The organism is Saccharopolyspora halophila, assembly GCF_039531955.1.
GTDB lineage: Bacteria > Actinomycetota > Actinomycetes > Mycobacteriales > Pseudonocardiaceae > Saccharopolyspora > Saccharopolyspora halophila.
In genome coordinates this window covers 99,442-123,240 of the sequence record NZ_BAAARA010000015.1, presented here as the reverse complement: position 1 = coordinate 123,240, position 23,799 = coordinate 99,442, and the positions used below count along the sequence as shown (strand labels likewise).

24 protein-coding genes are annotated in these 23,799 nt (G+C 69.1%); 15 read left to right on the top strand and 9 right to left on the bottom strand.

Going from position 1 to position 23,799, the window contains the following annotated elements; all coding sequences use genetic code 11:
• Positions 1 to 118 precede the first annotated feature (118 nt).
• The 5 genes from thyX (at position 119) to ABD289_RS18980 (ending at position 4,976) form a co-directional block, all read left to right on the top strand.
• Entirely contained in the window at positions 119 to 871 is a 753-nt protein-coding gene (gene thyX, locus ABD289_RS19000) for an FAD-dependent thymidylate synthase (protein WP_344134401.1), read from the top strand.
• 74 nt (positions 872 to 945) lie between these two features.
• Positions 946 to 1,572 carry a TIGR03085 family metal-binding protein gene (locus ABD289_RS18995; protein WP_344134398.1) on the top strand — a complete coding sequence of 209 codons (627 nt, stop codon included), beginning with the start codon at positions 946 to 948 and terminating at the stop codon, positions 1,570 to 1,572.
• A 150-nt stretch (positions 1,573 to 1,722) separates the two neighbouring features.
• Positions 1,723 to 2,655, top strand: coding sequence for a 4-hydroxy-tetrahydrodipicolinate synthase (gene dapA / locus ABD289_RS18990; protein ID WP_344134395.1), 933 nt, complete (start codon positions 1,723 to 1,725; stop codon positions 2,653 to 2,655).
• A gap of 7 nt (positions 2,656 to 2,662) precedes the next feature.
• Positions 2,663 to 4,387, top strand: a complete 1,725-nt coding sequence (locus tag ABD289_RS18985) for a ribonuclease J (RefSeq protein ID WP_344134392.1) — start codon at positions 2,663 to 2,665, stop codon at positions 4,385 to 4,387.
• 220 nt (positions 4,388 to 4,607) lie between these two features.
• Positions 4,608 to 4,976 (top strand): hypothetical protein, encoded by a 369-nt coding sequence (locus tag ABD289_RS18980; protein ID WP_344134389.1) that lies wholly within the window; start codon positions 4,608 to 4,610, stop codon positions 4,974 to 4,976.
• Positions 4,977 to 5,712: 736 nt separating this feature from the next.
• Here the strand turns inward: ABD289_RS18980 and ABD289_RS18975 are convergent.
• Genes ABD289_RS18975 through ABD289_RS18960 form a run of 4 tightly spaced genes read right to left on the bottom strand, consistent with a single transcriptional unit; the run spans position 5,713 to position 8,781 of the window.
• Complete coding sequence (locus ABD289_RS18975; RefSeq protein WP_344134386.1) at positions 5,713 to 6,540, bottom strand: ESX secretion-associated protein EspG; 828 nt, start codon at positions 6,538 to 6,540, stop codon at positions 5,713 to 5,715.
• Between the two features lie 2 nt (positions 6,541 to 6,542).
• Positions 6,543 to 7,838: a hypothetical protein gene (locus ABD289_RS18970; RefSeq protein ID WP_344134383.1), complete on the bottom strand. Its 1,296-nt coding sequence runs from the start codon at positions 7,836 to 7,838 to the stop codon at positions 6,543 to 6,545.
• A gap of 32 nt (positions 7,839 to 7,870) precedes the next feature.
• Positions 7,871 to 8,464 (bottom strand): DUF3558 domain-containing protein, encoded by a 594-nt coding sequence (locus ABD289_RS18965; protein ID WP_344134380.1) that lies wholly within the window; start codon positions 8,462 to 8,464, stop codon positions 7,871 to 7,873.
• Positions 8,461 to 8,781: a hypothetical protein gene (locus tag ABD289_RS18960; RefSeq protein WP_344134377.1), complete on the bottom strand. Its 321-nt coding sequence runs from the start codon at positions 8,779 to 8,781 to the stop codon at positions 8,461 to 8,463. The genes ABD289_RS18965 and ABD289_RS18960 overlap by 4 nt, the downstream gene beginning before the upstream one ends.
• A gap of 655 nt (positions 8,782 to 9,436) precedes the next feature.
• On the opposite strand from ABD289_RS18960, the gene ABD289_RS18955 reads away from it, so the two are divergent.
• From ABD289_RS18955 to ABD289_RS18945, 3 genes are all read left to right on the top strand, one after another.
• Positions 9,437 to 9,574: a hypothetical protein gene (locus ABD289_RS18955; protein ID WP_344134374.1), complete on the top strand. Its 138-nt coding sequence runs from the start codon at positions 9,437 to 9,439 to the stop codon at positions 9,572 to 9,574.
• Between the two features lie 64 nt (positions 9,575 to 9,638).
• On the top strand, positions 9,639 to 10,847 hold the full coding sequence (locus ABD289_RS18950) for a YcaO-like family protein (protein ID WP_344134371.1): 1,209 nt from the start codon (positions 9,639 to 9,641) through the stop codon (positions 10,845 to 10,847).
• Positions 10,848 to 10,897: 50 nt separating this feature from the next.
• A complete protein-coding gene (locus tag ABD289_RS18945) occupies positions 10,898 to 11,089 on the top strand; it encodes a hypothetical protein (protein ID WP_344134368.1) in 192 nt (63 codons plus the stop codon).
• A gap of 287 nt (positions 11,090 to 11,376) precedes the next feature.
• On the opposite strand, the gene ABD289_RS18940 is transcribed toward ABD289_RS18945, so the two are convergent.
• Together ABD289_RS18940 and ABD289_RS18935 are read right to left on the bottom strand one after the other, a co-directional pair.
• A complete protein-coding gene (locus ABD289_RS18940) occupies positions 11,377 to 11,640 on the bottom strand; it encodes a hypothetical protein (RefSeq protein ID WP_344134365.1) in 264 nt (87 codons plus the stop codon).
• A gap of 577 nt (positions 11,641 to 12,217) precedes the next feature.
• Positions 12,218 to 12,958, bottom strand: a complete 741-nt coding sequence (locus ABD289_RS18935) for a lysophospholipid acyltransferase family protein (RefSeq protein ID WP_344134362.1) — start codon at positions 12,956 to 12,958, stop codon at positions 12,218 to 12,220.
• A 391-nt stretch (positions 12,959 to 13,349) separates the two neighbouring features.
• Here ABD289_RS18935 and ABD289_RS18930 point away from each other — a divergent pair, with 391 nt between their 5' ends.
• Positions 13,350 to 15,911 carry an FtsK/SpoIIIE family DNA translocase gene (locus ABD289_RS18930; protein WP_344134359.1) on the top strand — a complete coding sequence of 854 codons (2,562 nt, stop codon included), beginning with the start codon at positions 13,350 to 13,352 and terminating at the stop codon, positions 15,909 to 15,911.
• Positions 15,912 to 16,135: 224 nt separating this feature from the next.
• A complete protein-coding gene (locus ABD289_RS18925) occupies positions 16,136 to 17,413 on the top strand; it encodes a sialidase family protein (protein ID WP_344134356.1) in 1,278 nt (425 codons plus the stop codon).
• 113 nt (positions 17,414 to 17,526) lie between these two features.
• Here the strand turns inward: ABD289_RS18925 and ABD289_RS18920 are convergent, their stop codons facing one another.
• From ABD289_RS18920 to ABD289_RS18910, 3 genes are all read right to left on the bottom strand, one after another.
• Positions 17,527 to 18,093 carry a phospholipase gene (locus ABD289_RS18920; RefSeq protein WP_344134353.1) on the bottom strand — a complete coding sequence of 189 codons (567 nt, stop codon included), beginning with the start codon at positions 18,091 to 18,093 and terminating at the stop codon, positions 17,527 to 17,529.
• A 194-nt stretch (positions 18,094 to 18,287) separates the two neighbouring features.
• Positions 18,288 to 18,806 (bottom strand): amino-acid N-acetyltransferase, encoded by a 519-nt coding sequence (locus ABD289_RS18915; RefSeq protein ID WP_344134350.1) that lies wholly within the window; start codon positions 18,804 to 18,806, stop codon positions 18,288 to 18,290.
• A 54-nt stretch (positions 18,807 to 18,860) separates the two neighbouring features.
• Entirely contained in the window at positions 18,861 to 19,373 is a 513-nt protein-coding gene (locus ABD289_RS18910; RefSeq protein ID WP_344134347.1) for an amino-acid N-acetyltransferase, read from the bottom strand.
• Positions 19,374 to 19,497: 124 nt separating this feature from the next.
• Here ABD289_RS18910 and rimO point away from each other — a divergent pair, with 124 nt between their 5' ends.
• The 5 genes from rimO (at position 19,498) to ABD289_RS18885 (ending at position 23,784) form a co-directional block, all read left to right on the top strand.
• Entirely contained in the window at positions 19,498 to 20,934 is a 1,437-nt protein-coding gene (rimO, locus tag ABD289_RS18905) for a 30S ribosomal protein S12 methylthiotransferase RimO (protein ID WP_344134343.1), read from the top strand.
• Positions 20,931 to 21,524, top strand: coding sequence for a CDP-diacylglycerol--glycerol-3-phosphate 3-phosphatidyltransferase (pgsA, locus tag ABD289_RS18900; RefSeq protein ID WP_344134341.1), 594 nt, complete (start codon positions 20,931 to 20,933; stop codon positions 21,522 to 21,524). The genes rimO and pgsA overlap by 4 nt, the downstream gene beginning before the upstream one ends.
• Entirely contained in the window at positions 21,521 to 22,012 is a 492-nt protein-coding gene (locus tag ABD289_RS18895; protein WP_344134338.1) for a CinA family protein, read from the top strand. The genes pgsA and ABD289_RS18895 overlap by 4 nt, the downstream gene beginning before the upstream one ends.
• A gap of 204 nt (positions 22,013 to 22,216) precedes the next feature.
• Complete coding sequence (locus tag ABD289_RS18890; protein ID WP_344134334.1) at positions 22,217 to 22,678, top strand: helix-turn-helix domain-containing protein; 462 nt, start codon at positions 22,217 to 22,219, stop codon at positions 22,676 to 22,678.
• A gap of 272 nt (positions 22,679 to 22,950) precedes the next feature.
• Positions 22,951 to 23,784, top strand: coding sequence for a PspA/IM30 family protein (locus tag ABD289_RS18885; protein WP_344134331.1), 834 nt, complete (start codon positions 22,951 to 22,953; stop codon positions 23,782 to 23,784).
• Positions 23,785 to 23,799: the final 15 nt, after the last annotated feature.

Below are 23,799 nucleotides of genomic sequence, written 5' to 3'. Positions count from 1 at the left end.
GTCAACTGGCGTCAGCCGGTTCCGCCACCATCGCCCGCTAGGCTTTCGGCAGCAGAACGGGGAGTCATCGACGGCGGCACCGACCGCCGCTCGCGCAGCAGGAAGGGGCCCGCCCCACGTGACCGAGATCGTGCGGCCGAAGGTGCAGCTGATCGGCAGGACCGAGTTCGTCCCACCGGAGGACGTGGACTTCTCGACCGATGCCGACGGCGGCGCGGCGCTGGCCGAGTTCGCCGGTCGCGCGTGCTACCAGTCCTGGGACAAGCCCAACCCGAAGACGGCCACCAACGCGGGCTACCTGCAGCACATCCTGGAGGTCGGCCACCTGGCGGTGCTCGAGCACGGCACGGTGACCTTCTACCTGACCGGCATGTCCCGCTCGCTGACCCACGAGCTGATCCGGCACCGGCACTTCTCCTACTCGCAGCTGTCCCAGCGCTACGTCCCGGAACCGGACGCCGCGGTGGTCGAGCCCGACGTGATCGCCGAGGACCCGGAGCTGCACGAGAAGTTCGTCAAGGCCACCGAGGCCAGCGCGGAGGCCTACTCGGACCTGCTGGCCGCGCTGGAGGAGAAGTTCGCCGACGAGCCGAAGGCGACGTTGCGCGGCAAGCAGGCCCGCCAGGCGGCGCGCTCGGTGCTGCCCAACGCCATCGAGACCCGGATCGTGGTCTCCGGCAACTACCGCGCCTGGCGGCACTTCATCGCGATGCGCGCCTCGGAGCACGCCGATGTGGAGATCCGCAACCTCGCCGTGGAGTGCCTGAAGCAGCTGCAGGGCGCCGTGCCGAACGTGTTCGACGACTTCCAGGTCACCGCGCTCCGGGACGGCACCGAGGTGGCCTCCAGCCCGTACGTCGCCGAGGGCTGACCGGCCGCGTCCGGTCGGTAACGAAAGAGGGAAGCCGCGCACGGCGCGTGGCGGTTGTGGCTACAGTGGGGCGCATGGGTGTCGCCGGTGATGAGCGCCAGTTGTTGTGCCAGCTGTTCGAACAGGTCGGCCCGGACGCGCCGACGCTGTGCGGCGACTGGCGGACCAGGGATCTCGCGGTGCACCTCGTGGTGCGCGAACGCCGCCCGGACGCGCTGGCGGGCAAGCTGATCAAGGCGCTGTCCGACCGCGGCGAGCAGGCCGAGCAGGAGCTGCGGGAGCTGCCCTGGGGCGAACTGGTCGACCGGGTTCGGCAGGGCCCGCCGAAGTGGAACCCGATGAGCCTCGGCGGGGTGGACGAGGCGGTCAACGCCGCCGAGTTCTACGTCCACCACGAGGACGTCCGCCGCGCCACCTCCGGCTGGCAGCCGCGCCCCGCCGACCAGGCGCGCGAGGAAGCGCTCTGGAAGTCGCTCGGCCGGGTGGCCAAGGTGTTCTACAGCCGCAGCCCGGTCGGCGTGGTGCTGCGCCGCACCGACGGGACCGAGATCGCGGCCAAGCGGGGCCCGCGCACGGTCCGGATCATGGGCGAACCCAGCGAGCTGATCATGTACGCGTTCGGCCGCAAGGAAGCGAATGTGACCTTCGACGGCAACGAGGCCGACATCCTCGCGATGGAGGACCTGCGCCGCTCGTTCTGAGCCTCCGGCGGGCGAAAACCAGCCTGCCGGAGCGCCTGCGCGCCGGAAGAAGAACGGCCGCGGCGAGCCTCGCGGAACGGCTTTTCCGGCGGTGCGCGCACCCCTTGGCCGGTGGCTTCGGACGGGGGACGCACAGGTAGCGTCGGAGGTATGACCGACTGCCCTTCCGCCATTCCGGGCCGCCCGTTCGGCCGCGTCCTGACCGCCATGGTCACGCCGTTCGACGAAGACGGAAACGTCGACCTCAAGCTGGCGCAGGAGCTCGCCACCTACCTGGTCGACAGCGTCGGCAACGACGGGCTGATCGTCAACGGCACCACCGGTGAGAGCCCGACGACCACCGACCTGGAGAAGGAACAGCTGCTGCGCGCGGTGGTCGAGGCCGTCGGCGACCGGGCGACCGTGGTGGCCGGCGCGGGCACCAACAACACGCAGCACTCGGTCGAGCTGGCCCGCGGCGCGGAGAAGGCCGGGGCGCACGGTCTGCTCGCGGTCACCCCCTACTACTCGCGCCCGCCGCAGGAAGGCATCTACCAGCACTTCTGGGAGATGGCCGACGCGACCGAGCTGCCGGTGATGCTCTACGACATCCCGCCGCGCTCGGTCGTGCCGATCCAGGTCGACACCCTCAAGCGGCTGGCCGAGCACCCGAAGATCGTGGCCGTCAAGGACTCCAAGCACGACCTGTGGGCCGGCAGCGAGACCATGAACGACACCGGGCTGGCCTACTACTCCGGCGAGGACCCGCTGAACCTGCCGTGGCTGTCGGTCGGCGCGGTCGGCTTCGTCAGCGTGATCGGCCACGTGGTCGGCGACCGGCTGCGCAGCATGCTCGACGCCTACGAGTCCGGCGACGTGACGGGCGCCCGGGAGATCCACAATGGACTCCTGCCGGTCTACCGCTCGATGAACTTCGTCGGTGGCGTCATCTTCGCGAAGACGGCACTTCGGTTGTGCGGCTACGAAACCGGGCAGCCTCGGTTGCCGCTGCCCGCGGCCACCGAGGAGCAGGTTCGCTTGATCACCAGTGACCTGTGGGATGCTGGGCTGGTATTGGTCAATCCGGACGCTGCCCAGAGGTGAAGCAGATTTGAGCGCGAACGCGACAGCCCCCGAGTATCACCCGGTGACGCCCACTTCCTCGGCGCCACCGCCGCCCCTGGCCGAAGGTGGGCTTCGCGTCGTCGCGCTCGGTGGCATCGGCGAGGTCGGCCGCAACATGACCGTCTTCGAGTACCACGGCAAGTTGCTCATCGTCGACTGCGGCGTGCTGTTCCCGGAGGACGAGCAGCCTGGTGTGGACCTGATCCTGCCGGACTTCGCGGCCATCGAGGACCGCCTCGACGACGTGGAAGCGCTGGTGCTCACGCACGGCCACGAGGACCACCTCGGTGCCGTCCCGTTCCTGCTGCGACTGCGGCCGGACATGCCGGTCGTGGGCTCGAAGTTCACCCTGGCCCTGCTCGCGGCCAAGTGCCGCGAGCACCGGTTGAACCCGACGCTGATCGAGGTCGCGGAGGGCCAGCGGAGCACGCACGGTTCCTTCGACCTGGAGTTCTTCGCGGTCAACCACTCGATCCCGGATGCGCTGGCGGTGGGCATCCGCACCCCCGCGGGCGTCGTGCTGCACACCGGTGACATCAAGCTGGACCAGTTGCCGCTGGACAACCGGTTGACCGACCTGGCCGGCTTCTCCCGGCTCGGCGACGAGGGCGTGGACCTGTTCCTGGTCGACTCCACCAACGCCGAGGTTCCCGGGTTCGTCACCCCGGAGCGCGAGATCGGTCCGGTGCTGGATCAGGTGATCGGCAAGGCGACGCAGCGCGTCATCGTGGCCTGCTTCGCCAGCCACGTGCATCGCGTGCAGCAGGTCCTGGACGTCGCGCACGCCTACGGCCGCAAGGTGTGCTTCGTGGGCCGGTCGATGGTGCGCAACATGGGCATCGCCGCCGACCTGGGCATGCTCGAGGTCCCGGAGGGCCTGCTGGTCGAACTCGACGACGCGCTGGAGATGCCCGAGGAGGAGGTGGCCTTCGTGTCCACCGGTTCCCAGGGCGAGCCGCTGTCGGCGTTGTCCCGGATGGCGCGCGGCGAGCACAAGCAGATCAAGGTCCGCGCGGGCGACACGGTGGTGCTGGCCAGCTCGATGATCCCGGGCAACGAGACCGCGGTCTTCGGCGTGGTCAACGGCCTGGTCCGGCTGGGCGCGGACGTGGTGCACCAGGGCCACGCCAAGGTCCACGTCTCCGGGCACGCCTCGGCCGGTGAGCTGCTCTACCTCTACAACGCCGTCCGCCCGAGCAACGTGATGCCGGTGCACGGCGAGTGGCGGCACCTGCGGGCCAACGCCGAGCTGGCCGGGCTGACCGGTGTGCCGGGCGAGCGGGTGGTGATCGCCGAGGACGGCGTGGTCGTCGACCTCGTCGACGGGATCGCCAGCACGGTCGGCCGGGTCGAGGTCGGGCACGTCTACGTGGACGGCCTGTCGGTCGGCGACGTCGGCGAGTCGACGCTGTCGGATCGTCTGGTGCTCGGCGAGGGCGGGTTCATCGCGATCACGGTCGCGGTGGAGGCCGCCACCGGTCGGGCGGTCTCGCCGCCGACGATCTCCGGTCGCGGCTTCTCCGACGATCCGAAGGCGCTGGACGACGTGGTGCCGCTGGTCGAGATGGAGCTGGCCCGCACCGAGGCCGAGGGCATCGCGGACACGCACCGTATCGCCCAGGCGGTGCGCAGGGTCGTCGGCCGCTGGGTCGCCGAGAAGTACCGCAGGCGCCCGATGATCGTGCCCAACGTGCTGCCGGTGAGTTCCTGAGGCGTTCTCGCACCGCTTGGCCCGGGCGGCGTTCCCCGAGGGGGTTCGCGCAGCACCCGGCGTGTTCGCACGTGCTGTCCATTGAGGTCTGTCCGTTTCGATCTGATCCAGTCTTGTGGATCTTCGTTCACCCGAGCGGGCGGCAGGCAGATCGGCTTTGTCCGGGTCGGCTGTGCACGCAGGGTTCGCCGACCCACGGCGGGGTGGTCTGCTGTCCACGTTGGGAGTACTGAGCAAGCTGGCCCCGGAAGTCGCTGCAAGGGTGAAGTTCGCCGGAACGGAGGGCTCGGGTGAGTCTTCTCCCGGTCGAATGACCACTGGAGCAGATTGGGGTCTAAACGTGCGTACTTCCGCTCGACTTATCGGCGCGGCTGCCGCTGCGACGGCAATGCTGGCGATCGGCTCCCCGGCCTTCGCTGACAGCGCGGACAACGATGGTGTCAACGTGCTGAACGACAACAACGCTAGCGTGCTGCCGATTCAGCTGTGCGGCAACAACGTCGCCGCGCTGGGCATCACGGCGCCCATCGCTTCGCCGAACACCAGCAACTGCGTCAACGCGCCGATCGTGGACCACCCGCAGGGCTGACGCGGCCCGCAAGGCTCGGTTCGGCCAGGGGCCGGCTCCCTCTCCCGGAGCCGGCCCCTGGTCTGTCCGGAGTGTTCGGTGAAGTCCGTCGACCCCACCGGGGCGCAGCGCGACTGAAGCCATCCGAGCCCTCGTACGGCGGCATCGGCGAGCTGCCGGGCGATTTCGCAGGTGGACAGATCGTCCGCGCGGTTCTGCTGCACAGCTACCTTCGACGACGTCCCGCCGGCCACGCCCACGTGCAGCAGGTACGGGTCGTGCGGACCGGCGGGATCACCGCCTCCACCGCGATGGTGTGAAATCCCCGCACACGACGCTATTCGGTGCTCGTGAACGACTCCATCGAGCCAACCGTCCAACGATCGATGTCCTGATTGGTCACTGCGGCAGCGCTGGTATCGGCACCGGAACGAGGGGTGAAGCAGCACCTGATCCCCTCCGCGTTCACGCCTTCAACGGGCGACAGCGGGTGCGGCGGTGCGGTGCTGCCAACGCTCGAAAGCGTGGAAGTGAGCACGAGCTCGCAGGGACGAACGTCGTCAAGCGGCAGTTCCCGCGGCCGCTCCGAGGACCGCACGCGCCCTCCGAGGACCCGCACGTGGCCACCAGCGCACCCGCGGCCTGCGTCACGAGATCCGAGGCGGGAAGTCCGCTGTTCATCCGAAGTACCGCGCTCTTCGGTCGTGCGGCACCGACGTCTCGGCGCACGGGTCGCTCGGTTCTGCCGCGCAGGGCGTCAGATTCGTGCTGTGGGGCTGGTCAGGAGCTTGACCATCTCGTTGACCACGCCGGTGAGCTTGCGCGTGTCCGCGGGGGCGAGGATGTACCACTCCTGGCCGTCCCGCCCCGGTTTGCGCTGCGCGAAGAAGCACCCGGCCTCGGTGTTGAAGAACTGCGTGCCGAACGGCAGCGCGCGGGTGCGGCGGACCTTGTCGTCGAAGGTGCGCACCGTGAACAGGCCCTCCAGGTCGCGCTTGGCGGTGAACGCCGTGACCAGCGTGCGCGCCGCCGCCCCTCGGATGCCCAGGTGGCTCAGGGCCGCCGAGAGATTCTTGTCGTCGCCGCGGCTCATCCACTCGGTGACCTGCTGGAGCTTGTCGTAGGGGACCGACACCGACGAGCCCTCGGCCGTGCTGATCCTGCCGAGGAGGCCGACGGCGTTGCCCGCGGGACCGCCGGACTCCTGCAGCTTGATCACGATGTCCCGCAGGTCGTCGGGAGTGTCCCCGTCGGCCTGGTACGCCTGCACGGTGCTGCGGCCGTACTCGGCCAGCACCGCGTTGAAGTTCTCGCCCTCGCGCCGGTTGACCGCCAGCCCGACTGCGAGCGGCGGCCGGGCCAGCAGCCGGATGGCGTCCTCGACGAACGGGTGCAGCCCGTCGGCGTCCAGCAGACCCTGTTGCCCCAGTTGCTGCCTGCCGAGCTCAGCGGCCTCGGCCTTGTCCTGCTCGGTGGCGTCGACGGGCAGCCAGCCGACCCGCAGCAGGGGATGCAGCTGCAGGTCGTACCGGGTGCACAGGTAGTTCGCCGCGGCGGGGGGCAGAGCCAGTTCGCGCCCGGACATGCTCAGCGATCCGAGGCGACGTCACCGAAGACCGGCGGCGCGGTGCGCTGCATGTCGTTGGTCCAGACGTCCTCTTCCTCGATGAGCCAGCTGGGACGCTCGGGCTCGGCCTCTTCCTCGCCCTGCGCGCCGGTGCCGCGCCCGGCAGCGCCCGCACCCGCGCCCATGCCGTTGGCGCCACGAGCACCGGCGGCACCGGGCGCACCGGCCTGACCGGCTCCGAGCGCACCAGCACCGGCACGACCACCGGCACCTGGCTCACCGAAGCCGCGCGCACCACCCATGCCGGGCTCGCCAATCCCGCGCCCGGCGAAGCCACCGCCACGACCGGCGAGCGGCGCGGCGGCACCGCCGTTGCCGCCGGAGTTCTTGCGCCCACCGGGGTTGCTGCCCGCGGAGATCCAGCGCCCGTTGACCTGGCGTTCCCAGGTTCCGGTCTGCGGGTTCTTCCGGTACAGCGCTCCGTCCGGGCCGCGCACCACACCGGGCGGCAGCACGCCGGTGCCACCGGGCGTCTGCGCCCAGGCCGAGGAGGTACCCGCCGGGGCGGGGGAGGAGGACCCGAGCGCACCCGCACCCGCGGTGGGAGCCCCCGCGGGCGCGGCCGAGGCCGAGGAGGTCCCAGCCGGGGCAGCGCCGCTGTAGGCGGCCCCGCCGTAGTCCGAGCCGCTGCCGCCGGAGGTGTACGAGCCGGAGGTCGGCGTGACACCGACCGGCTGCTGAGCACCCGGAGGCGGCGCCTGGTCGACCGGCTGGAACTCGGGCAGCCGGCCGATGTTCGCCTCGGTCTGCGTGCTGTAGCGCTCCATGGCCTGGTTGGCCTGCGTGTTCGTGTCCATGTAGGCCTGCTGGCGGTCCTCGTAGTCGGACATCCAGCCGGTCACCGGGTTCGAGTCGAGACCCCAGTCCTCGACCCAACCCTTCTGCGGCGGATCCAGAATCGCCTGCTGCCCGCTCGGCAACGTGTCGCCCTGGTTGGGCAGGGACTGGAACGTGCTGTGCTGGTTGGTGTCCTGCTCAACCAGCGCGTCCTTGACCTGCCGCGAAGTCTGCGCAGCCGCGTCGACGATCGGCTTGATCTCGCCGATCGAGGCATTGGCGGCGTCGGCGGCCGCGCCGGTGTGCGCAGCCTCAGCAGCACGCAGGGCGCTGGCGATGTCGTCGTTCATCTGGTCGAACGCCTGCGCGACCTTGTCCCACTTCTGCACGCCTTCGTCCGTAGGCGTAGGAATGCTGGTTGCGTCGGGCGCGCCGCCCATCTGCTTGCGGTATTCCTTGGCGCTACTGGCGTAGCACATTTCAAGCATGATTCGTGATCCCCCGGAGGCTCTTACTTCGCGGCCGGCAAGGTCGGAACGCTGGACTCAAGCGCTTTCTGCGAGATAGCGCAGGGGTCCGTGATGCTCGCTTGAGCAGCGTATGCGTGCACTACTTGGCGGTCTGCTACAGCGAGGAAAATTGAGCAGGATCCGGACTGCGCTGGGTCGGCCTTGTTGGCGCGCACCGCCGGGTATCCCCCGATCGTCAGTTCTTGATAGTCGGAGTACTGCGACTTGTTGTCGTGGTAGTCCTTGATCGATCGGTCTGTAAGGACACTGAACCTGAGCGAGTCATGGCCATCCGGGGACTTCCAAAGGCAGGTCTCCGCGGCATCGTCGGAAAGCTTTGGGCCATCGTCGATCTCGCCAGCCGGATCGAGACCGACGGCTGAGGCGCCTTCGGGAGGCAGCAAACTGCACAGCTCAACGCTCAGCGCATCTTTCGGATTGCTGATCTTGGAGCCGGATCCCTGGGGCTGCGGCGTTGGCTCGGGAGGCTTGTCGCCGCCCGAGCAGGCCGCCATGAAGACGACCATCAAAGCGGCAATGGTGAACGTGCTGACACGCTTAAGCAGGCTCATTGTTGGGTTCCCGTTTTCGATCATGCCTGCGTCCTACGGGCCTCGGCTGCCGCAGCCTCGTCGTTGCGCCGGTACTCCTCGAGGGCCGACTTGTATGCATCGATCTTCTCGGTGAGCTTTGTACGGAGCTCACCGACGGTCATGCTCAACGAGCCGCTGTCCGCCGTTGCGCGGTCCTGGATCGCCTGACGCGCCTTGGCGGTATACGTGTCCTGCGCGGTGAGTTCACCTGGCTTCACCTCAGCAGCCTGCTGGTGAAGGGTGTCTGCATCGTCCCGGATGCCCTCGAGCTTCTTGATCGCGTTCTCGAGGCCCGCTGGATCGACTACGTACCCGGCCACGTCGGCTTCCCCCATCCTTCGTGTGACACGTCTGAGCGCTGCTCATTCTCGCCAGAGCCCGCGCGTGCGCGCAGCGTTCTGGGGCAGTCAGCACTATGAGGGTCATCACCCTACAGTGGTCCGCTGATCACTCCGGGAGTCACCTGAATGTCGCAATGCGTACACGGTGGGCGGCTCGAAAAAACGTGAACGGGGCGCCCTCGATGAATCGAGAGCACCCCGGCCGCGGGCGATATCGCGAGACCAGAACCGCAGCCGCGCTGGTCTCGCGCAAAGATGTCGCGCGGTTGGCAGTGCCGGTCGAGGTCGCCGATGCGGTCGATGACTAGCTCGCGGTGCGGCCTCCGGGTGCGCGTGCCGACCCCCGGATGCGGCGCCCCCGAACCGCGCCGGAGTGAAAACCGGCGGCCCGCAGAGCGCTTATCGCGACCCTGCCGGTGTGAGGCTCGATGCGATGAAGCGGTCCTCGGAATCGACCTGAGGGTGGTTCACGCGTGGATCGGCCAGCGGGCGTTCTGGTTTCCTGCGGTCCTGCTCCGATCAGGTGCGTCTGCGCGCTAGGTGTGGTGCGCTGGTTGATCTTGCCCATACCGTCGCAGGGCGGCGCATCCACGGCCGCGTTCGGACGCTCAACGAGATCCTGGAGGGATTCTCTGTGGCTGGTATCAACGGCGACATGAAGGTGGCGGAGCAGCCGGAAGGCACGCGGCTGACGGCCACCGAGGAGGCGCTGGCCGCCGAGTTGGCGACGACCACGACGACCACGACGAACTCGGCACCCGGGGACGCGTAAACGCGTGCCATCCGGAGGTGAGCTCGACAGCGCTCACCGGTGCGGGTCGGTTGGGGAGGCCTCGGTGTTCTCCCCGCCGACCCTCGGTGGTGCTGGCCCGGCGACGACGACCATCGAGCAGGTCGCCCTGAGCGTGGGCCTGCGGCCGCGCTGGCGCTCGCGGACCGGTGTGGTGTCTCTGTCGGAATGTGAGCTGATCGATGATGCCGGTGCGCCCGCACCGGGTGCTCACGGTCTCGGCAAGGGGCACAACCAGGCCGAAGCGCGCCTTTATGCGCTGAGCGAGGCGCTGGAGCGTTTCGTGACAGGTCCGGCGAGCCTGGACGGTGCGGCCGTGCGTTTCATCCCCGCCGAGGAGCTCGCCGACGGCGTACTGGCCGAAGAAGCTAGCGCGCCACTGCTCAGGCAGCTCACCGGCAGCGAAATCGCGTGCTACCCCTACCAGGCACTTCATGCTGGCCGCGACGGCGCGACGTTCCCGCTGTACCTGGGTGCCCCGTGGTACGCGGGTCACGATGGACACGTCTACCGGGATCGCGTCGGCGACCGCGCCGATTACCAGGGGCTGTCCCGGTACTCCGTCCAGTCCGGTTACGGCCTCGCACCTACCCAGGACGAGGCCGCTGTCCACGCCTTGCTGGAGACGGTGGAACGTGACGCGTGCTCACTTCTGACGATTCGCGCTCTCATGTCGGGTCGGCCGCCCACGGTCATCGACCCGCGCACCCTGCCGGAAGAGCTCGCCCTGCTCCACAGCCAGGCCCAGCGTGAAGTCAGCGCCACGATCTACCTCGTCGACGCCACGACCGACCTGGGCATCCCGACCGTTCTCGCCTACTGCACCCCCAGCGACGGCCCCGCTTATCGCCGAGGTCAAGCTGCCGCGCTCGCCACACGCGACGCCGTCAGCGGCGCGATCACCGAGCTCCTCCAATCCCAAATGCCTCGTACCGCGCCGCCGCCCGTTGCCCTGACCCCGCTGAAGCCCTATCCGGCACTGCACCGCTGCGCTCGCTTCGACCTCACCGACGCTTTGCGAGGGGCGCACACCACAGCGTTCCTCGACCAACCTTCGCCCGAATCCCCGCGTGCACAATTGCGCGCGGTTCTCGCCCGTCTGGCCGCGGCCGGGTTCACCGCCTACCAACGGCACCTAGCCGTACTACCGGACGACGTGAGCGCTGTGCACACCCTGGTACCAGGACTGGAACGTTTTTTTGCCATCGTCAACGGGGCGCTCGTTGTTCCCGGTCCCCGCGGCCGAACGTACTGACGCTCGGGCGACGACCCGGCCGGACCATCTGCGCAACTCAATTCGTGCTGATGGCGGCCCTGGAGAAGTTCACGTCCTCGCAGCGTGACGAGGCGGGGCACGACTCCGACATTGCCGAGAGCCGCAGCGGGGACGCCGAGGGCTCAGCGATCCGACATGGATGTTCCGCAACCCCGAGCAGCATGGTCGAGGGCCGGCGCCTCGCGATGTCGATTCGCCGCAAATCGACCGGCATGTGCTGATATGTCTTGTTCGGTGCTCGGGAGGCGGGATCCGGGCAGCCGTTCCCTGCCCGGACCCCGCCATCGGTTGCGCCGGCAGGACGCGCTGTGGTTTGGGGCGGGAGCCTCTTGGGTCTCGCCGCAGGTCTTTCGGCCCTGCAGTCTCGGTCCTCGGCGGTCGAGACTCGTGGGTGCCTGCCCGGGAGCGGAAGGGTTGCGGCCGCCGTGCAGGCACCCGCCCGGCAGTCCGCTGCTTTCGACGAGGACCCGTGCCCGGGCGGGTTCACAGCGGGGCGATGCGGACGAGCTCAGTTGTCGTTGTGCCAGGTGTTGGCATTGCAGTAGCTGTCCGGGTGGACGCAGATCAAGAACCCGATGTCGGTGTTCTCCGGCAGGTTGTGGGAGCCGCCGTCACTCGCGCGCGCGGTGACGCAGTTTCCCCCGCCGCCGACGGTGAGGGTGTAGCGATCCGGGGCGTACGGATCGCCCAGGGCGACGTGAAGAATGGGTTTCTCGCCATCGGCATCGTTGTCGCAGAGCGTGACGACGTCGCCGTACTCGTTGAACCACATGTGACCGGCCGGATCCTCGCCGGAAAACGTCGTCGTGGGTGTACATGCTGTGGTCGGCAGCGAACGCGGCGGCAGGGAAGGCCGCAGCCAGCGCCACCGATGCCGCGAATGCCGTGACCAGCCGAGAAGACTTCACAAATCCCCCAGGGTGCGCGTGTTCGGTCGTGCTCCAGCAGATCGGGCCCTCTCGTCGGTCCCGTTCTGCGCAAACCTCGTGAACCTGGCAACCCAGGCGTGCGGGCGAATCGGCCGAATGGATCCAAGAGTCCGATTCTGCATCGGGCATGAGCATCGGGGTGGGTTGCTCGTGGTCCTCGACCCAGGCGAGTCCGCCCCCCGGTCAGTACCCGCACCGCAAGAGATTCGCGGCGTGCGCGCTGCTGGTCGGGGGTGTTCGGCAGCTCCGGGTCCGGTGGCGGCCGGTGGTGGTGATTCTTCGTGAGCGTCCCCGTCTGCCCGATCGTCCCGCCTGCCGCGAAGCCCAGTGTGGACAGTTGACGAGGCGAACCGTGCGGGCGCACCGGGCTGGGGAGAAGATCGATGCACCCACGACCGTCGGGGGAATTGGGGGCGCGATTCAGGCGCGGTAGGGGGAGCGCTTGGTGGTTGCCGGGCGGGTCGGGTCCCGGTGATGCGGGTGACCGAGTTCTCCGACCCGCAGGTCGGCCAGGCCCTCGGTGACCGCGCGCATCATGCGGTCGCGGGCGCGCGCGGCGTCTCCGACGCGTTCCGGGGAGAGGTCCGTCAGGTCCACTGGCGCGCCGAAGTGGACTCGCAGCACGGGGCGGCGGCGCACCGCGCGCAGCCAGGACGAGAACAGGATCCACAGGTCACGGGCGGTTCGTACGCGGACCATGCCGTAGCACATGGTCTCGTGGGCGCCCCACTGGCTGATCGGGACCACCTGGGCGCCGGAGGCGAGCGCCATTCGGGCCGCGCCGGTCTTGCCGCGCTCCGGCCACATGTCCGGCTCGAGGGTGATCCGGCCTTCCGGGTAGACGATGAGCGGGCGGGAGTCCTCGGTCAGCGAGGCGACGGCATAGCCCAGCGCCTCGGCCGCGGTGGCCTTGCCGCGGTCGGCGCGGACGTGACCGGCGTTGCGCATCACAGCGCCCAGGACCGGGGTGTTGAACAGGCCGCCGGTGGCCACGAAGCGCGGGGCGATGCGGCGCTCGTGGCACGCGGCGACGAGCACCAGCGGGTCGATGTTGCCGATGTGGTTCGCCACCATCAGCATCGGTCCCTCGGACTCCGTCGGGACGTCGCCGGTGACTTCCAGGCGGCCGGTCAGCCCGATCACCGCGCGGTTGATCCGCATCATCGCACGCCAGAGCCGGGGCGATCGGCGGAACAGCTTCTCGCGGTCGCTCCGGTGTGTCGGTCCCGGCTCGGCTGGTACGGCAACCATGATGGTTAAGAGGTCCTTTCAGCATGCGGCGCCCGCGCATGCGGTGTGGGACTCAGCCTGCGCCGCCGCGGGCTCTCAGGTGTCGTCGGGCGAGGACAACCGCAGCTCCGCGCAGGTCGCTGCTCGAGTTGCGGATCCCGCAGCCCGGCGGCGTCCGGGGTTCCGCTACCCGCGCCGCTACGCAAACCGCAAACGGAAACATCTACCAAGACTCTCACGGGTGATGGCTCGTGCGGGACCGGCCGCAGCACTCCTGTGGTTGTTGTGACGGAAGAGGCGGGTGGCCGATACCGTGTGGGGCATGGCGAGCCGGACAACAAACGGGGGACGTGATTCGTCGCGCGGCAAGGCCGGCGCGCAGGGCAGCGGGTCCACTGGCGGGCGCGGCAAGTCCAGCTCGGCGAGCACCAAGCGCAACACCTCGACGAGCAACTCCTCGGCTGGCAAGTCCACCGCGAAGTCCTCGACCGGCAAGTCCTCGGCCGGCAAGGGCACCGGCGGCAGCAAGCCGCGCCCGAGCTCGACGCACGCGCCGCGCAAGCAGCCGGCCAAGCGCGCGCCCGCGAAGAAGAGCACCAAGAAGTCCGGCGGCGGGCTGGCGGTCGGCATCGGCAACGTGGTCCGAGCCATCGGCCGCCCCGAGCTCGATCCGGCGCACCGCCGGGACGGGCTCGCGCTGATCTTCCTGGCCACCGCCGTGATCGCGGCGGCCGGTGTGTGGTGGAAGGCGGGCGGTCCGGTCGGTCACTGGTTCGACTGGGCGCTGCGCTCGGTGATCGGTATCGGAGCGGTCGTGCTGCCGCTCGTGCTGGCGGTCACCGCGGTGATACTGATGCGCACCGAGACCACACCGGACGCGCGTCCCCGCGTGGTGCTCGGCTCCGCCCTGCTGATCCTGTCCACCCTCGGCGTCATCCACATCCTCTCCGGCGCGCCGCTGGAATCCGAGCAGTGGCCGGTGGCCGGTGGTGCGCTCGGTTTCGTGGCGGGCGGACCGCTCGCGCACGGGCTCACCGGCTGGGTCGCCGCGCCGGTGCTGGTGCTGGTCGGGCTGTTCGGCGCGCTGGTTCTCACCGGCACCCCGATGCGCGACCTGCTGGACAAGTTCCGCGACGACGCGGAGGTCGTCGACGAGCCACCCAGGGACCTGGAGACCGAGGCCGAGGTCAAGCTGCGCAGGCCCTCGCGGCGCCGCCAGGCGGCGATGTCCGACGAGGACAAGCAGCTGGCGCTGGAGGACGTGCCCGCCGGACCGGCCAAGCAGGCCGCTGCGGACAAGCCCAAGGCCGCCGAGCAGGTTCCCGCGGCCGAGCCGGAGGACAAGCCCGCGAAGCAGCCGAAGAAGAGCGAGCTGCCGCAGATCAGCCGCAACGTCGAGGGCGACTACCAGCTGCCACCGCTGGACGTGCTGACCGACGGCGATCCGCCGAAGACCCGCAGCAAGGTCAACGACTCGATGATCGAGGCGATCACCGGGGTCCTCGAGCAGTTCAAGATCGACGCGATGGTCACCGGCTTCACCCGTGGCCCGACCGTCACCCGCTACGAGGTCGAGCTCGGTCCCGGCGTGAAGGTCGAGAAGATCACCGCGCTGACCAAGAACATCGCCTACGCCGCGGCCACCGAGAACGTGCGGCTGCTGGCGCCGATCCCCGGCAAGTCGGCCGTGGGCATCGAGGTGGCCAACACCGACCGCGAGATGGTGCGCCTCGGTGACGTGCTGCGCTCGAACGAGGCGGCCAAGGACATGCACCCGCTGGTGATGGGCCTGGGCAAGGACATCGAGGGCCACATGGTCACCGCGAACCTGTCCAAGATGCCGCACCTGCTGGTCGCCGGTTCCACCGGTTCCGGTAAGTCCAGCTTCGTCAACTCGATGCTGGTCTCGCTGCTCGCGCGGGCCACCCCGCAAGAGGTCCGGATGATCCTCATCGACCCGAAGATGGTCGAGCTGACGCCGTACGAGGGCATCCCGCACCTGATCACGCCCATCATCACCGTGCCGAAGAAGGCCGCGGCGGCGCTGGCCTGGCTGGTCGAGGAGATGGAGCAGCGCTATCAGGACATGCAGGCCAACCGGGTCCGGCACATCGACGACTTCAACGAGAAGGTGAAGTCCGGCGAGATCACCACGCCGCCCGGCAGCGAGCGCGAGTACCAGCCGTACCCGTACATCCTGGCCATCGTCGACGAGCTCGCGGACCTGATGATGACCGCGCCGCGCGACGTCGAGGACGCCATCGTGCGCATCACCCAGAAGGCGCGCGCGGCCGGCATCCACCTGGTGCTGGCCACTCAGCGGCCGTCGGTGGACGTGGTCACCGGTCTGATCAAGACCAACGTGCCCTCGCGGCTGGCCTTCGCGACCTCGTCGCTGACCGACTCGCGGGTCATCCTCGACCAGCCCGGCGCCGAGAAGCTGATCGGCATGGGTGACGCGCTGTACCTGCCGATGGGCGGTTCCAAGCCGGTCCGCGTGCAGGGCGCGTTCGTCGCCGACGAGGAGATCAACCGGATCGTCTCCTACACCAAGGACCAGGCCGATCCGGACTACACCGACGGAGTCACCGCGGCCAAGGCCGGGGAGAAGAAGGAGATCGACTCCGACATCGGCGACGACCTCGACGTGCTGCTGCAGGCCGCCGAGCTCGTGGTCACCAGCCAGTTCGGGTCGACCTCGATGCTGCAGCGCAAGCTGCGCGTGGGCTTCGCCAAGGCCGGGCGGCTGATGGACCTGCTGGAGTCCCGCAACGTCGTCGGCCCCTCGGAGGGCTCCAAGGCCCGCGATGTGCTGGTCAAGCCCGAGGAGCTGGAGAACGCGCTGCATTCGATCCGCGGCGGCCCGCCACCGGAAGACGAGTGAACATCGGGCCCGCCTCCGCCGACCGGAACGCGGGCCCGATTGCCGTTTTCCGCATTTTTCAACGGATGTTCGCGCGTGTTGTTCCGCGTTTTTCCACTGCTCCGTTTGCGTCCGAATAATTGCTCTGAACGGAATTGTTCTAGGGGGTTTAACCAGGACTTCTCTGCGATAGCGTCCCCGCTTGCCGACGGTGAATCCGCCCGCGCATTTAAGGGGTAAATCGCATGGTCGTGGCCAAACTTCGCGGCGCTTTGTTCGTGCTGTTAGCGGTGCTGCTGTTAGCGGCAGGAACGCAGCAGTTGGCGGTCTCCGAGCCCACCGCGGGACCCGACACCGGGCCGTCCGATGTGGAGCGCGGGGAGATGCTGCGCCAAGGCGGCAGCAGCTATCCGCGGATGGTACGGCTGGAGCACAGCGGCGCGGCCAACGGCCGCGTGCTGGCCAGCATGACCACCTACGCCGACAGCGCCGGTTTCGCGGTGATCTACGAGAGCACCGACGACGGCGAGTCGTTCCAGCCGGTCGGCGAGATCCGCGATCCGGCGGGTGAGAACACCGAGGGCATGTGCTGCTCGACGCTCTACGAGCTGCCCAGCCCGGTCGGCGACATGCCCGCCGGGACCCTGCTGTGGGCGGGCACGGCCGGGATCGGCGACGACGTGGACACCCGTCGCACCACCATCCGGCTGTGGCGCAGCAACGATCAGGGGCGCACCTGGCAGTTCGTGTCCACGCCCGTGCGGGCGCCCGTCGGCCCGGGCGTGTGGGAACCGGAGCTGAGCGTCACCGGGCAGGGCGACCTGGGGCTGTTCTACTCCGACGACGGCGATCCCGAGCGCGACCAGAAGCTCGTGCAGATCCGGTCCTCCGACGGCGAGAGCTGGAGCGAGCCGCGCATTACGGTGCGCAACGACGAGTTCACCGTGCGCCCCGGGATGTCGGGCGTGCGGCGGCTGCCGGACGGCACCTACGTGATGGTCTACGAGGTCTGCAACTACGACCCGGTGCACACCTGCACGGTGTGGATGCGGAAATCCGCCGACGGCTGGGACTTCGGCGATCCGGCCGACCTGGGCACCGAGATCACCTCGAACACCGGGGCGCAGCCGCTGGGCACGCCGACGATCTCCTGGGCGCCCGGGCCGGGCCCGAACGGGCGGCTGCTGCTGGGCTACCAGATGCTGGGCAACGACGAAGGCGGCTGGGCGCCCGGCAACGGCAAGACGATCATGGTCAACGACGATCCGTCCGACCTCGCCGGACCGTGGCGGGAGATCCCGGCGCCGGTGCAGATCAGCTACAACCAGGGAAGCACCTGCCGCAACTTCAGCCCGACGCTGCTGCCGACCTCCGACGGCGAGGACGTCATCCACATCACGACCGACTTCGAGAAGTGGATCGGCGGGCCGTGCGAGGCCTACTTCGGCACCGGGCCGATCGACGGCTCGGCCGCGACGGGCGCCGGCGACGTGCAGCCGATGAACCCGCTGCCGGGACGCTGACCGCGAAACCCGGCGGGGCGGCCCTGGAACCGGGCCCGCCCCGCCGCGTTTCGCCGGTGCTCAGTCGTTCCTAGTGATCACTAATAATGGCCCGTGATCATCATGCCCGGTGCTCAGTCGTGCACCGGGTGGGTCACGGTCCTGCCGGAGCGGTCCTTGGCGGTGAAGGCGATCAGTTCGCCGTTGTCCGCGCGGACCTCCTCGATGTCGGCGGAGTCGATCGCGGCCGGGACCGAGATCGTCGAGGAGCCGAACTGGCGGACCGCCCAGTAGTAGACGTCGGCGGCGGACTCGCAGTTGGAGTCGTCGTCGCAGGTGCCGTACATGTCGTCGCGGAAGTTGTCGTCGATGCGCAGCCGGTTGTCCTCGCTGAAGCGCGACTGCGCCTTGTAGTTGCGGTAGCCGAAGTCGTGGCGCTGGCAGGGCTCCTTGAACTCGTAGCCCAGCGGTTCGTCGGGGGAGTAGGAGCAGCCGTCATCGGACCAGTCCAGCTGGTCGTCGTAGGGCTTTTCGGCCTTGATCTGCAGGAACGAGTCCAGCGAGACCTCGTAGAGGTAGCGGTCGGTGGTCTCCTGGAGCTCCTCGGGCGGCAGCGCCGCGAAGGCGGTACCGGTGGTCAGCAGCAGGGCGGCAGCGGCGGTTACGGTGGCGGTGACACCGCGACGATGGGCGCGTTCCAAGGCTTGTCTCCCTTTTGTCGGAACTGACACGCGCTCATCGTTATAACGCCTGAACGGCCCGTGATCGAACTTCTTCAGGAACTGGACGCCACCCCGTCAACAAAAAGCCACCCGAACGGGCGAGATTCACAGTTTTGCCTAAAACTGTGAGCGGGCTGCGACCGATACGTTCGGGGCAGTTTTAGGCAAAACTGTCACTCGGGGAGCTCGAGGAGCATTCTGGTGTTGCCGAGGACGTTGGGCTTGACGTTGGCCAGGTCCAGGAACTCGGCGACGCCGGCGTCGGCGGAGCGGCGCATCTGCTCGTAGATCTCGGGAGTGACCGGCGCGCCGTCGATGGTGTGGAAGCCGTGCCTGCCGAAGAACTCGGTCTCGAAGGTCAGCACGAAGATCCGGGACAGGCCGAGGTCCACGGCCAGTTCGATGAGCTGCTGGACCAGCCGGTGCCCGACGCCGCGCCCCTTCACGATCGGGTCGACGGCCACGGTGCGGATCTCGGCGAGGTCCTCCCAGAGCACGTGCAGCGCGCCGCAACCCACGATGCGCTGATCGGATTCGGCGACCCAGAACTCCTGGACGTCCTCGTAGAGCGTGACCAGCTCCTTCTCCAGGAGGACCTCGCCCGCGTAGGTGTCGACCAGCGCTTTGATCGTCGGGACGTCGGCGATCCGCGCACGCCGGATCGCTATCGCCGACGGCGCATAATCATTCATGCATCCATCGTAGCGCCGACCGCGGAGGCGGGCTCGCAAGCCGTCGCCGCCGCGCTACGCGGCGCGCTCCAGCTCCAGCAGCATCCGCGTGTTGCCCAGGGTGTTCGGCTTGACGTGGGCGAGATCCAGGAACTGCGCGACGCCCTCGTCGGGGGAGCGGCGGATCTGCTCGCAGACCTCATCGCTGACCGGCGTGTCGGCGATCGGCCGGAAGCCGTGCTTGCCGAAGAACTCGGTCTCGAAGGTCAGCACGAAGATCCGCGAGATGCCGAGCCCGCCCGCCGTGGCGATCAGCTCCTCGACCAGCGCGCGCCCCGCACCGGAGCCCTTGCGCCTGGGGTCGACGGCCACGGTGCGGATCTCGGCGAGGTCCTCCCAGAGCACGTGCAGCGCGCCGCAGCCCACGAGCCGTCCGTTCGACTCGGCGACGTGGAACTCCTGGATGTCCTCGTAGAGGGTGACGAGCTCCTTGCCCAGCACCACCTTTCCGGCGTAGTGGTCGATCAGCGACTTGATCGCGCGGGCGTCGCGGACTCGCGCCGGGCGCACCTCGATGGCGGCATTCACGTTAGGTAAGCCTAACCAACTTGCCGATCTCCGCGCTGCCGCCCGAACGGTAATTTCGGCCACCCATCCGTTCCCGGGAGGCTCTCCGGTGGGCAGCGCCGGGTCGGGCGTTACGCTCAGACGCATGTCAGCCGAGCAGCAGCACCGCAGAGTCGCAATGGTCACGCTCGGCTGCGCGCGCAACGAAGTCGACTCCGAGGAGCTGGCCGGCGACCTGGACGGCCAGGGCTGGCAGCTCGCCCAGCCCGACGAGGCCGATGTGGTGGTGGTCAACACCTGCGGTTTCGTGGAATCGGCGAAGAAGGACTCGGTGGACACCCTGCTGTCCGCGTCCGACACCGGAGCCAAGGTCGTCGCGGTCGGCTGCATGGCCGAGCGCTACGGCAACGAGCTCGCCGAGCAGCTGCCCGAGGCCGACGCGGTGCTCGGCTTCGACGACTACGACAGCCTCGCCGAGCGCCTCGACGACGTGCTCGAGGGCCGCGCCATCGAAGCGCACCGGCCGCGCGACCGGCGCACCATGCTGCCGATCACCCCGGTCGAACGGCCCGCCGCTGCCGCGGAGGTCGCCGTGCCGGGGCACGGCTGGATGCCCTCGCAGCGCTCGGTGGCTCGCCGCAGGCTGGACGACTCGCCGGTGGCCGCGGTCAAGCTGGCCTCCGGTTGCGACCGCCGCTGCACGTTCTGCGCGATCCCGTCCTTCCGCGGTTCCTTCCTGTCCCGCCCGCCGGAGGAGGTGCTGGGCGAGGCGACCTGGCTGGCCGAGCACGGAGCCCGTGAGCTGTTCCTGGTCAGCGAGAACTCCACCTCCTACGGCAAGGACCTCGCCGATCCGAGGGCGCTGGAGGTCCTGCTCCCCGAGCTGGCGGCCATCGATGGCGTGCGCCGGGTCCGGGTGTCCTACCTGCAGCCCGCCGAGACCCGCACCAGCCTGCTGCGGACCATCGCCACCACGCCGGATGTGGCCACCTACTTCGACCTGTCCTTCCAGCACTGCAACGAGGCCCTGCTGCGCCGGATGCGCCGGTTCGGCTCGACCGGGTCGTTCCTGCACCTCATCGAGCAGATCCGCGAGCTGGCGCCGGAAGCGGGCATCCGCAGCAACTTCATCGTGGGCTTCCCCGGCGAGACCGACGGGGACTTCGACGAGCTGTGCGAGTTCCTGACCAGTGCCCGGCTGGACGCCGTCGGCGTGTTCGGCTACTCCGACGAGGACGGCACCGAGGCAGCCGGTTTCGAGGGCAAGCTCGCCCAGGAGGTCGTCGACGAGCGCGTCGACCGGTTGTCCGAGCTGGTCGACGAGCTCATCGCGCAACGCGCGGAGGACCGCGTGGGATCCTCGGTGGATGTGCTGATCGAACGCCATGATTCCGAGGACTGCGCGGGCCGCGCGGACCACCAGGGACCCGAGGTGGACGGCGAATGTCTCGTCACCGACCCTGGAACGGTCAGCGTGGGCGAGATGCTGCGCTGCGAGGTGATCGCCACCGAGGGTGTGGACCTCGTGGTGCGGCCGATCCAGGGCGAGCCCGCATCGAACCGCTCCGGAGGGCAACCATGACAGCCGAGAGCGGAAGCCCGCAGGCCCAGCCGGTGCCGCTGCTCAACATCGCGAACGTGCTCACCGTGTCCCGCCTGGTGCTGATACCGGTGTTCCTGGTCGTGCTGTTCTGGTCCGGCGGCCAGGACGAGCTGTGGCGGTGGGTGGCCACCGCGGTGTTCGCGCTGGCCTCGCTGACCGATCGCGTCGACGGGGAGCTGGCGCGCAGGCGCGGTCTGGTGACCGACTTCGGCAAGATCGCCGACCCGATCGCGGACAAGGCGCTCACCGGCGCCGCGCTGATCGGGCTGAGCCTGCTCGGCGACCTCGCCTGGTGGGCCACGCTGGTGATCATCTTCCGCGAGCTGGGCATCACGCTGCTGCGGTTCTGGGTGATCCGGCACGGCGTGATCGCGGCCAGCTACGGCGGCAAGATCAAGACCCTGCTGCAGGGGATCACCATCGGCTTCTACCTGATGCCGCTGGGTTCCTGGGCCGACATCCCGCGCTGGATCGTGCTCGGCGCGACGCTCGCGGTGACCGTCGGAACCGGTCTGGACTACGTGGTCCGCGCGCTGCGGCTGCGCGCGGGCGGTCGGGCGGCGGCATGATCCTGGAGCCGGTCGGGCCGACCTTCGCGCAGGTGGCCGGGATCGTGGAGGCGCTCAAGCGGCGCGGCGAGTCGGTCGCGACCGCCGAGTCGCTGACCGCCGGGCTGGTGTGCTCGGTGCTGACCGAGGTGCCCGGCTCCAGCAGCGTGGTGCGCGGCGGGCTCGTCGTCTACGCCACCGAGCTCAAGACCGAGCTCGCCGGCGTGGACCCCGAGCTGCTCGCCACGCACGGCGCCGTGCACCCCGAGGTGGCCGAACAGCTGTCCCGAGGCGCCCGGGACCGCTGCGGCGCGCAGTGGGGTCTGGGACTGACCGGGGTGGCGGGCCCGGACCCGCAGGACGGAGTGGCTCCCGGCACCGTTCACCTGGGCTTTACCGGGCCGGACGGGACCCGGGTGCGCACCGTGCAGGTCCCCGGCGACCGGCATGCCGTGCGATCGGCCGCCGTTCGGGTGTCGCTGGAACACTTCGGCGAGTTGCTTGGTTGAATTCGGGTGTGGGGAAACCAGCGGGCGACGTTGTACCGTGCGCTGCGAGAACACGCACGGCGGTGGACTAGTCCGATCGATCATGACACGTTCGCCCTGGGCGGACTTCGGCTCGATCGTTCTCGTTCGGGCCCATCGATGAGTAACGTAGGGGGCGTTCACGCGTAGTGCACGCGGAAGGCGACGAAGGAAGGGAGGCGCGCGATGACCGTTATGTTGCGGGAGGCGGTCGGTGAACGGCTGCGCCGCGCCCGGACCGCACAGTCTCGGACCTTGCGGGACGTTTCGCGCGCTGCCCGGGTGAGTCTCGGATATCTGTCCGAGGTCGAACGGGGCCGCAAGGAGGCGTCCAGCGAGTTGCTCGCCTCGATCTGCGACGCCCTGGATCTGCCACTGCCGGAACTGCTGGTGACCGTGGCCGGGGACCTCGACGGGTCCATGGTCGTGCCGTCGATGGTCGAACCGACGACCGCGGACATCGACGACGGTCAGCTGGTGCCCAGCCTCATCGGCACCGAGCTCTCCGAAGCCGAGCGGGGCGAGGAGCAGCTCGCGGGTGCCGAGGCCGGAGCCGACGCCGAGCCGCGCGTCTCCGAGCGGCTGCAGCCCGTGCTCAGCCAGCGCATCAGCGCACCGGTTCGCAAGGGCGTAGTGGTGGCCGCCTGAACAACACCAAGACACGATCCGGCCGCCCCGTGCCCCCGGTCCGCCCGGGGACATGGGGCGGCCGAGTGTTCGGGGGATTACGGTTGGCCCCCGATGCGGCGCCGCTCGCGGGGGGCTGGTTCGATCTTGGGGGGTCACCGGGGGCAATTCCCGGAGATCTGCCGTGTTTGGTGGAACCGGACACAACGACCTGACACGATGGAACCGAGTGACGCGCTCGGTGCGTTGTGTGAGGGGCAGCCGGCATAGCGGAGAGAAGGCAGGCGGAGGAGATGGCCAACCCGTTCGTGAAGGCCTGGAAGTACCTGATGGCGGCGTTCTCGTCGAAGGTCGACGAGCACGCGGACCCGAAGGTGCAGATCCAGCAGGCCATCGAAGAGGCCCAGCGGCAGCACCAGACCCTTTCGCAGCAGGCCGCCTCTGTGATCGGCAATCAGCGGCAGCTGGAGATGAAGCTCAACCGCCAGCTCGGCGAGGTCGAGAAGCTCCAGTCCTCCGCGAAGCAGGCCCTGGTGATGGCGGACCAGGCGCGCGCCGAGGGCGATGAGGCCAAGGCGCAGAAGTACGAGGAGACCGCGACCACCCTGGCCAACCAGCTGGTCAGCGCCGAGCAGGGCGTCGAGGACCTCAAGACGCTGCACGACCAGTCCCTGCAGGCAGCCGACAAGGCCAAGGAGGCCGTCGAGCGCAACTCGCAGATCCTGCAGCAGAAGATCGCCGAGCGCACGAAGCTCCTGAGCCAGCTCGAGCAGGCCAAGATGCAGGAGCAGGTCTCGGACTCGATGAAGCAGATGAGCGAGCTCTCCGCGCCGGGCACCACGCCGTCGCTGGACGAGGTCCGGGACAAGATCGAGAAGCGCTACACGACCGCGCTGGGCGAGGCCGAGCTGGCCGAGAACAGCGTGGAAGGCCGGATGCAGGAGGTCGAGCGGGCCTCCCAGGAAGCTGCCGGCTCCAGCAGGCTCGCCCAGCTGCGCGCCTCGATGGGCAGCGGTGAGCAGCAGCAGGTGTCCGGTGGCTCGCAGCAGCAGATCACGGGCAACGAGCAGACCCCGGCCGAACCGGCCACCAAGCAGCAGCAGAACCCGCAGGCCGGTCAAGCCTGAGTCGAGCGGAGGCGG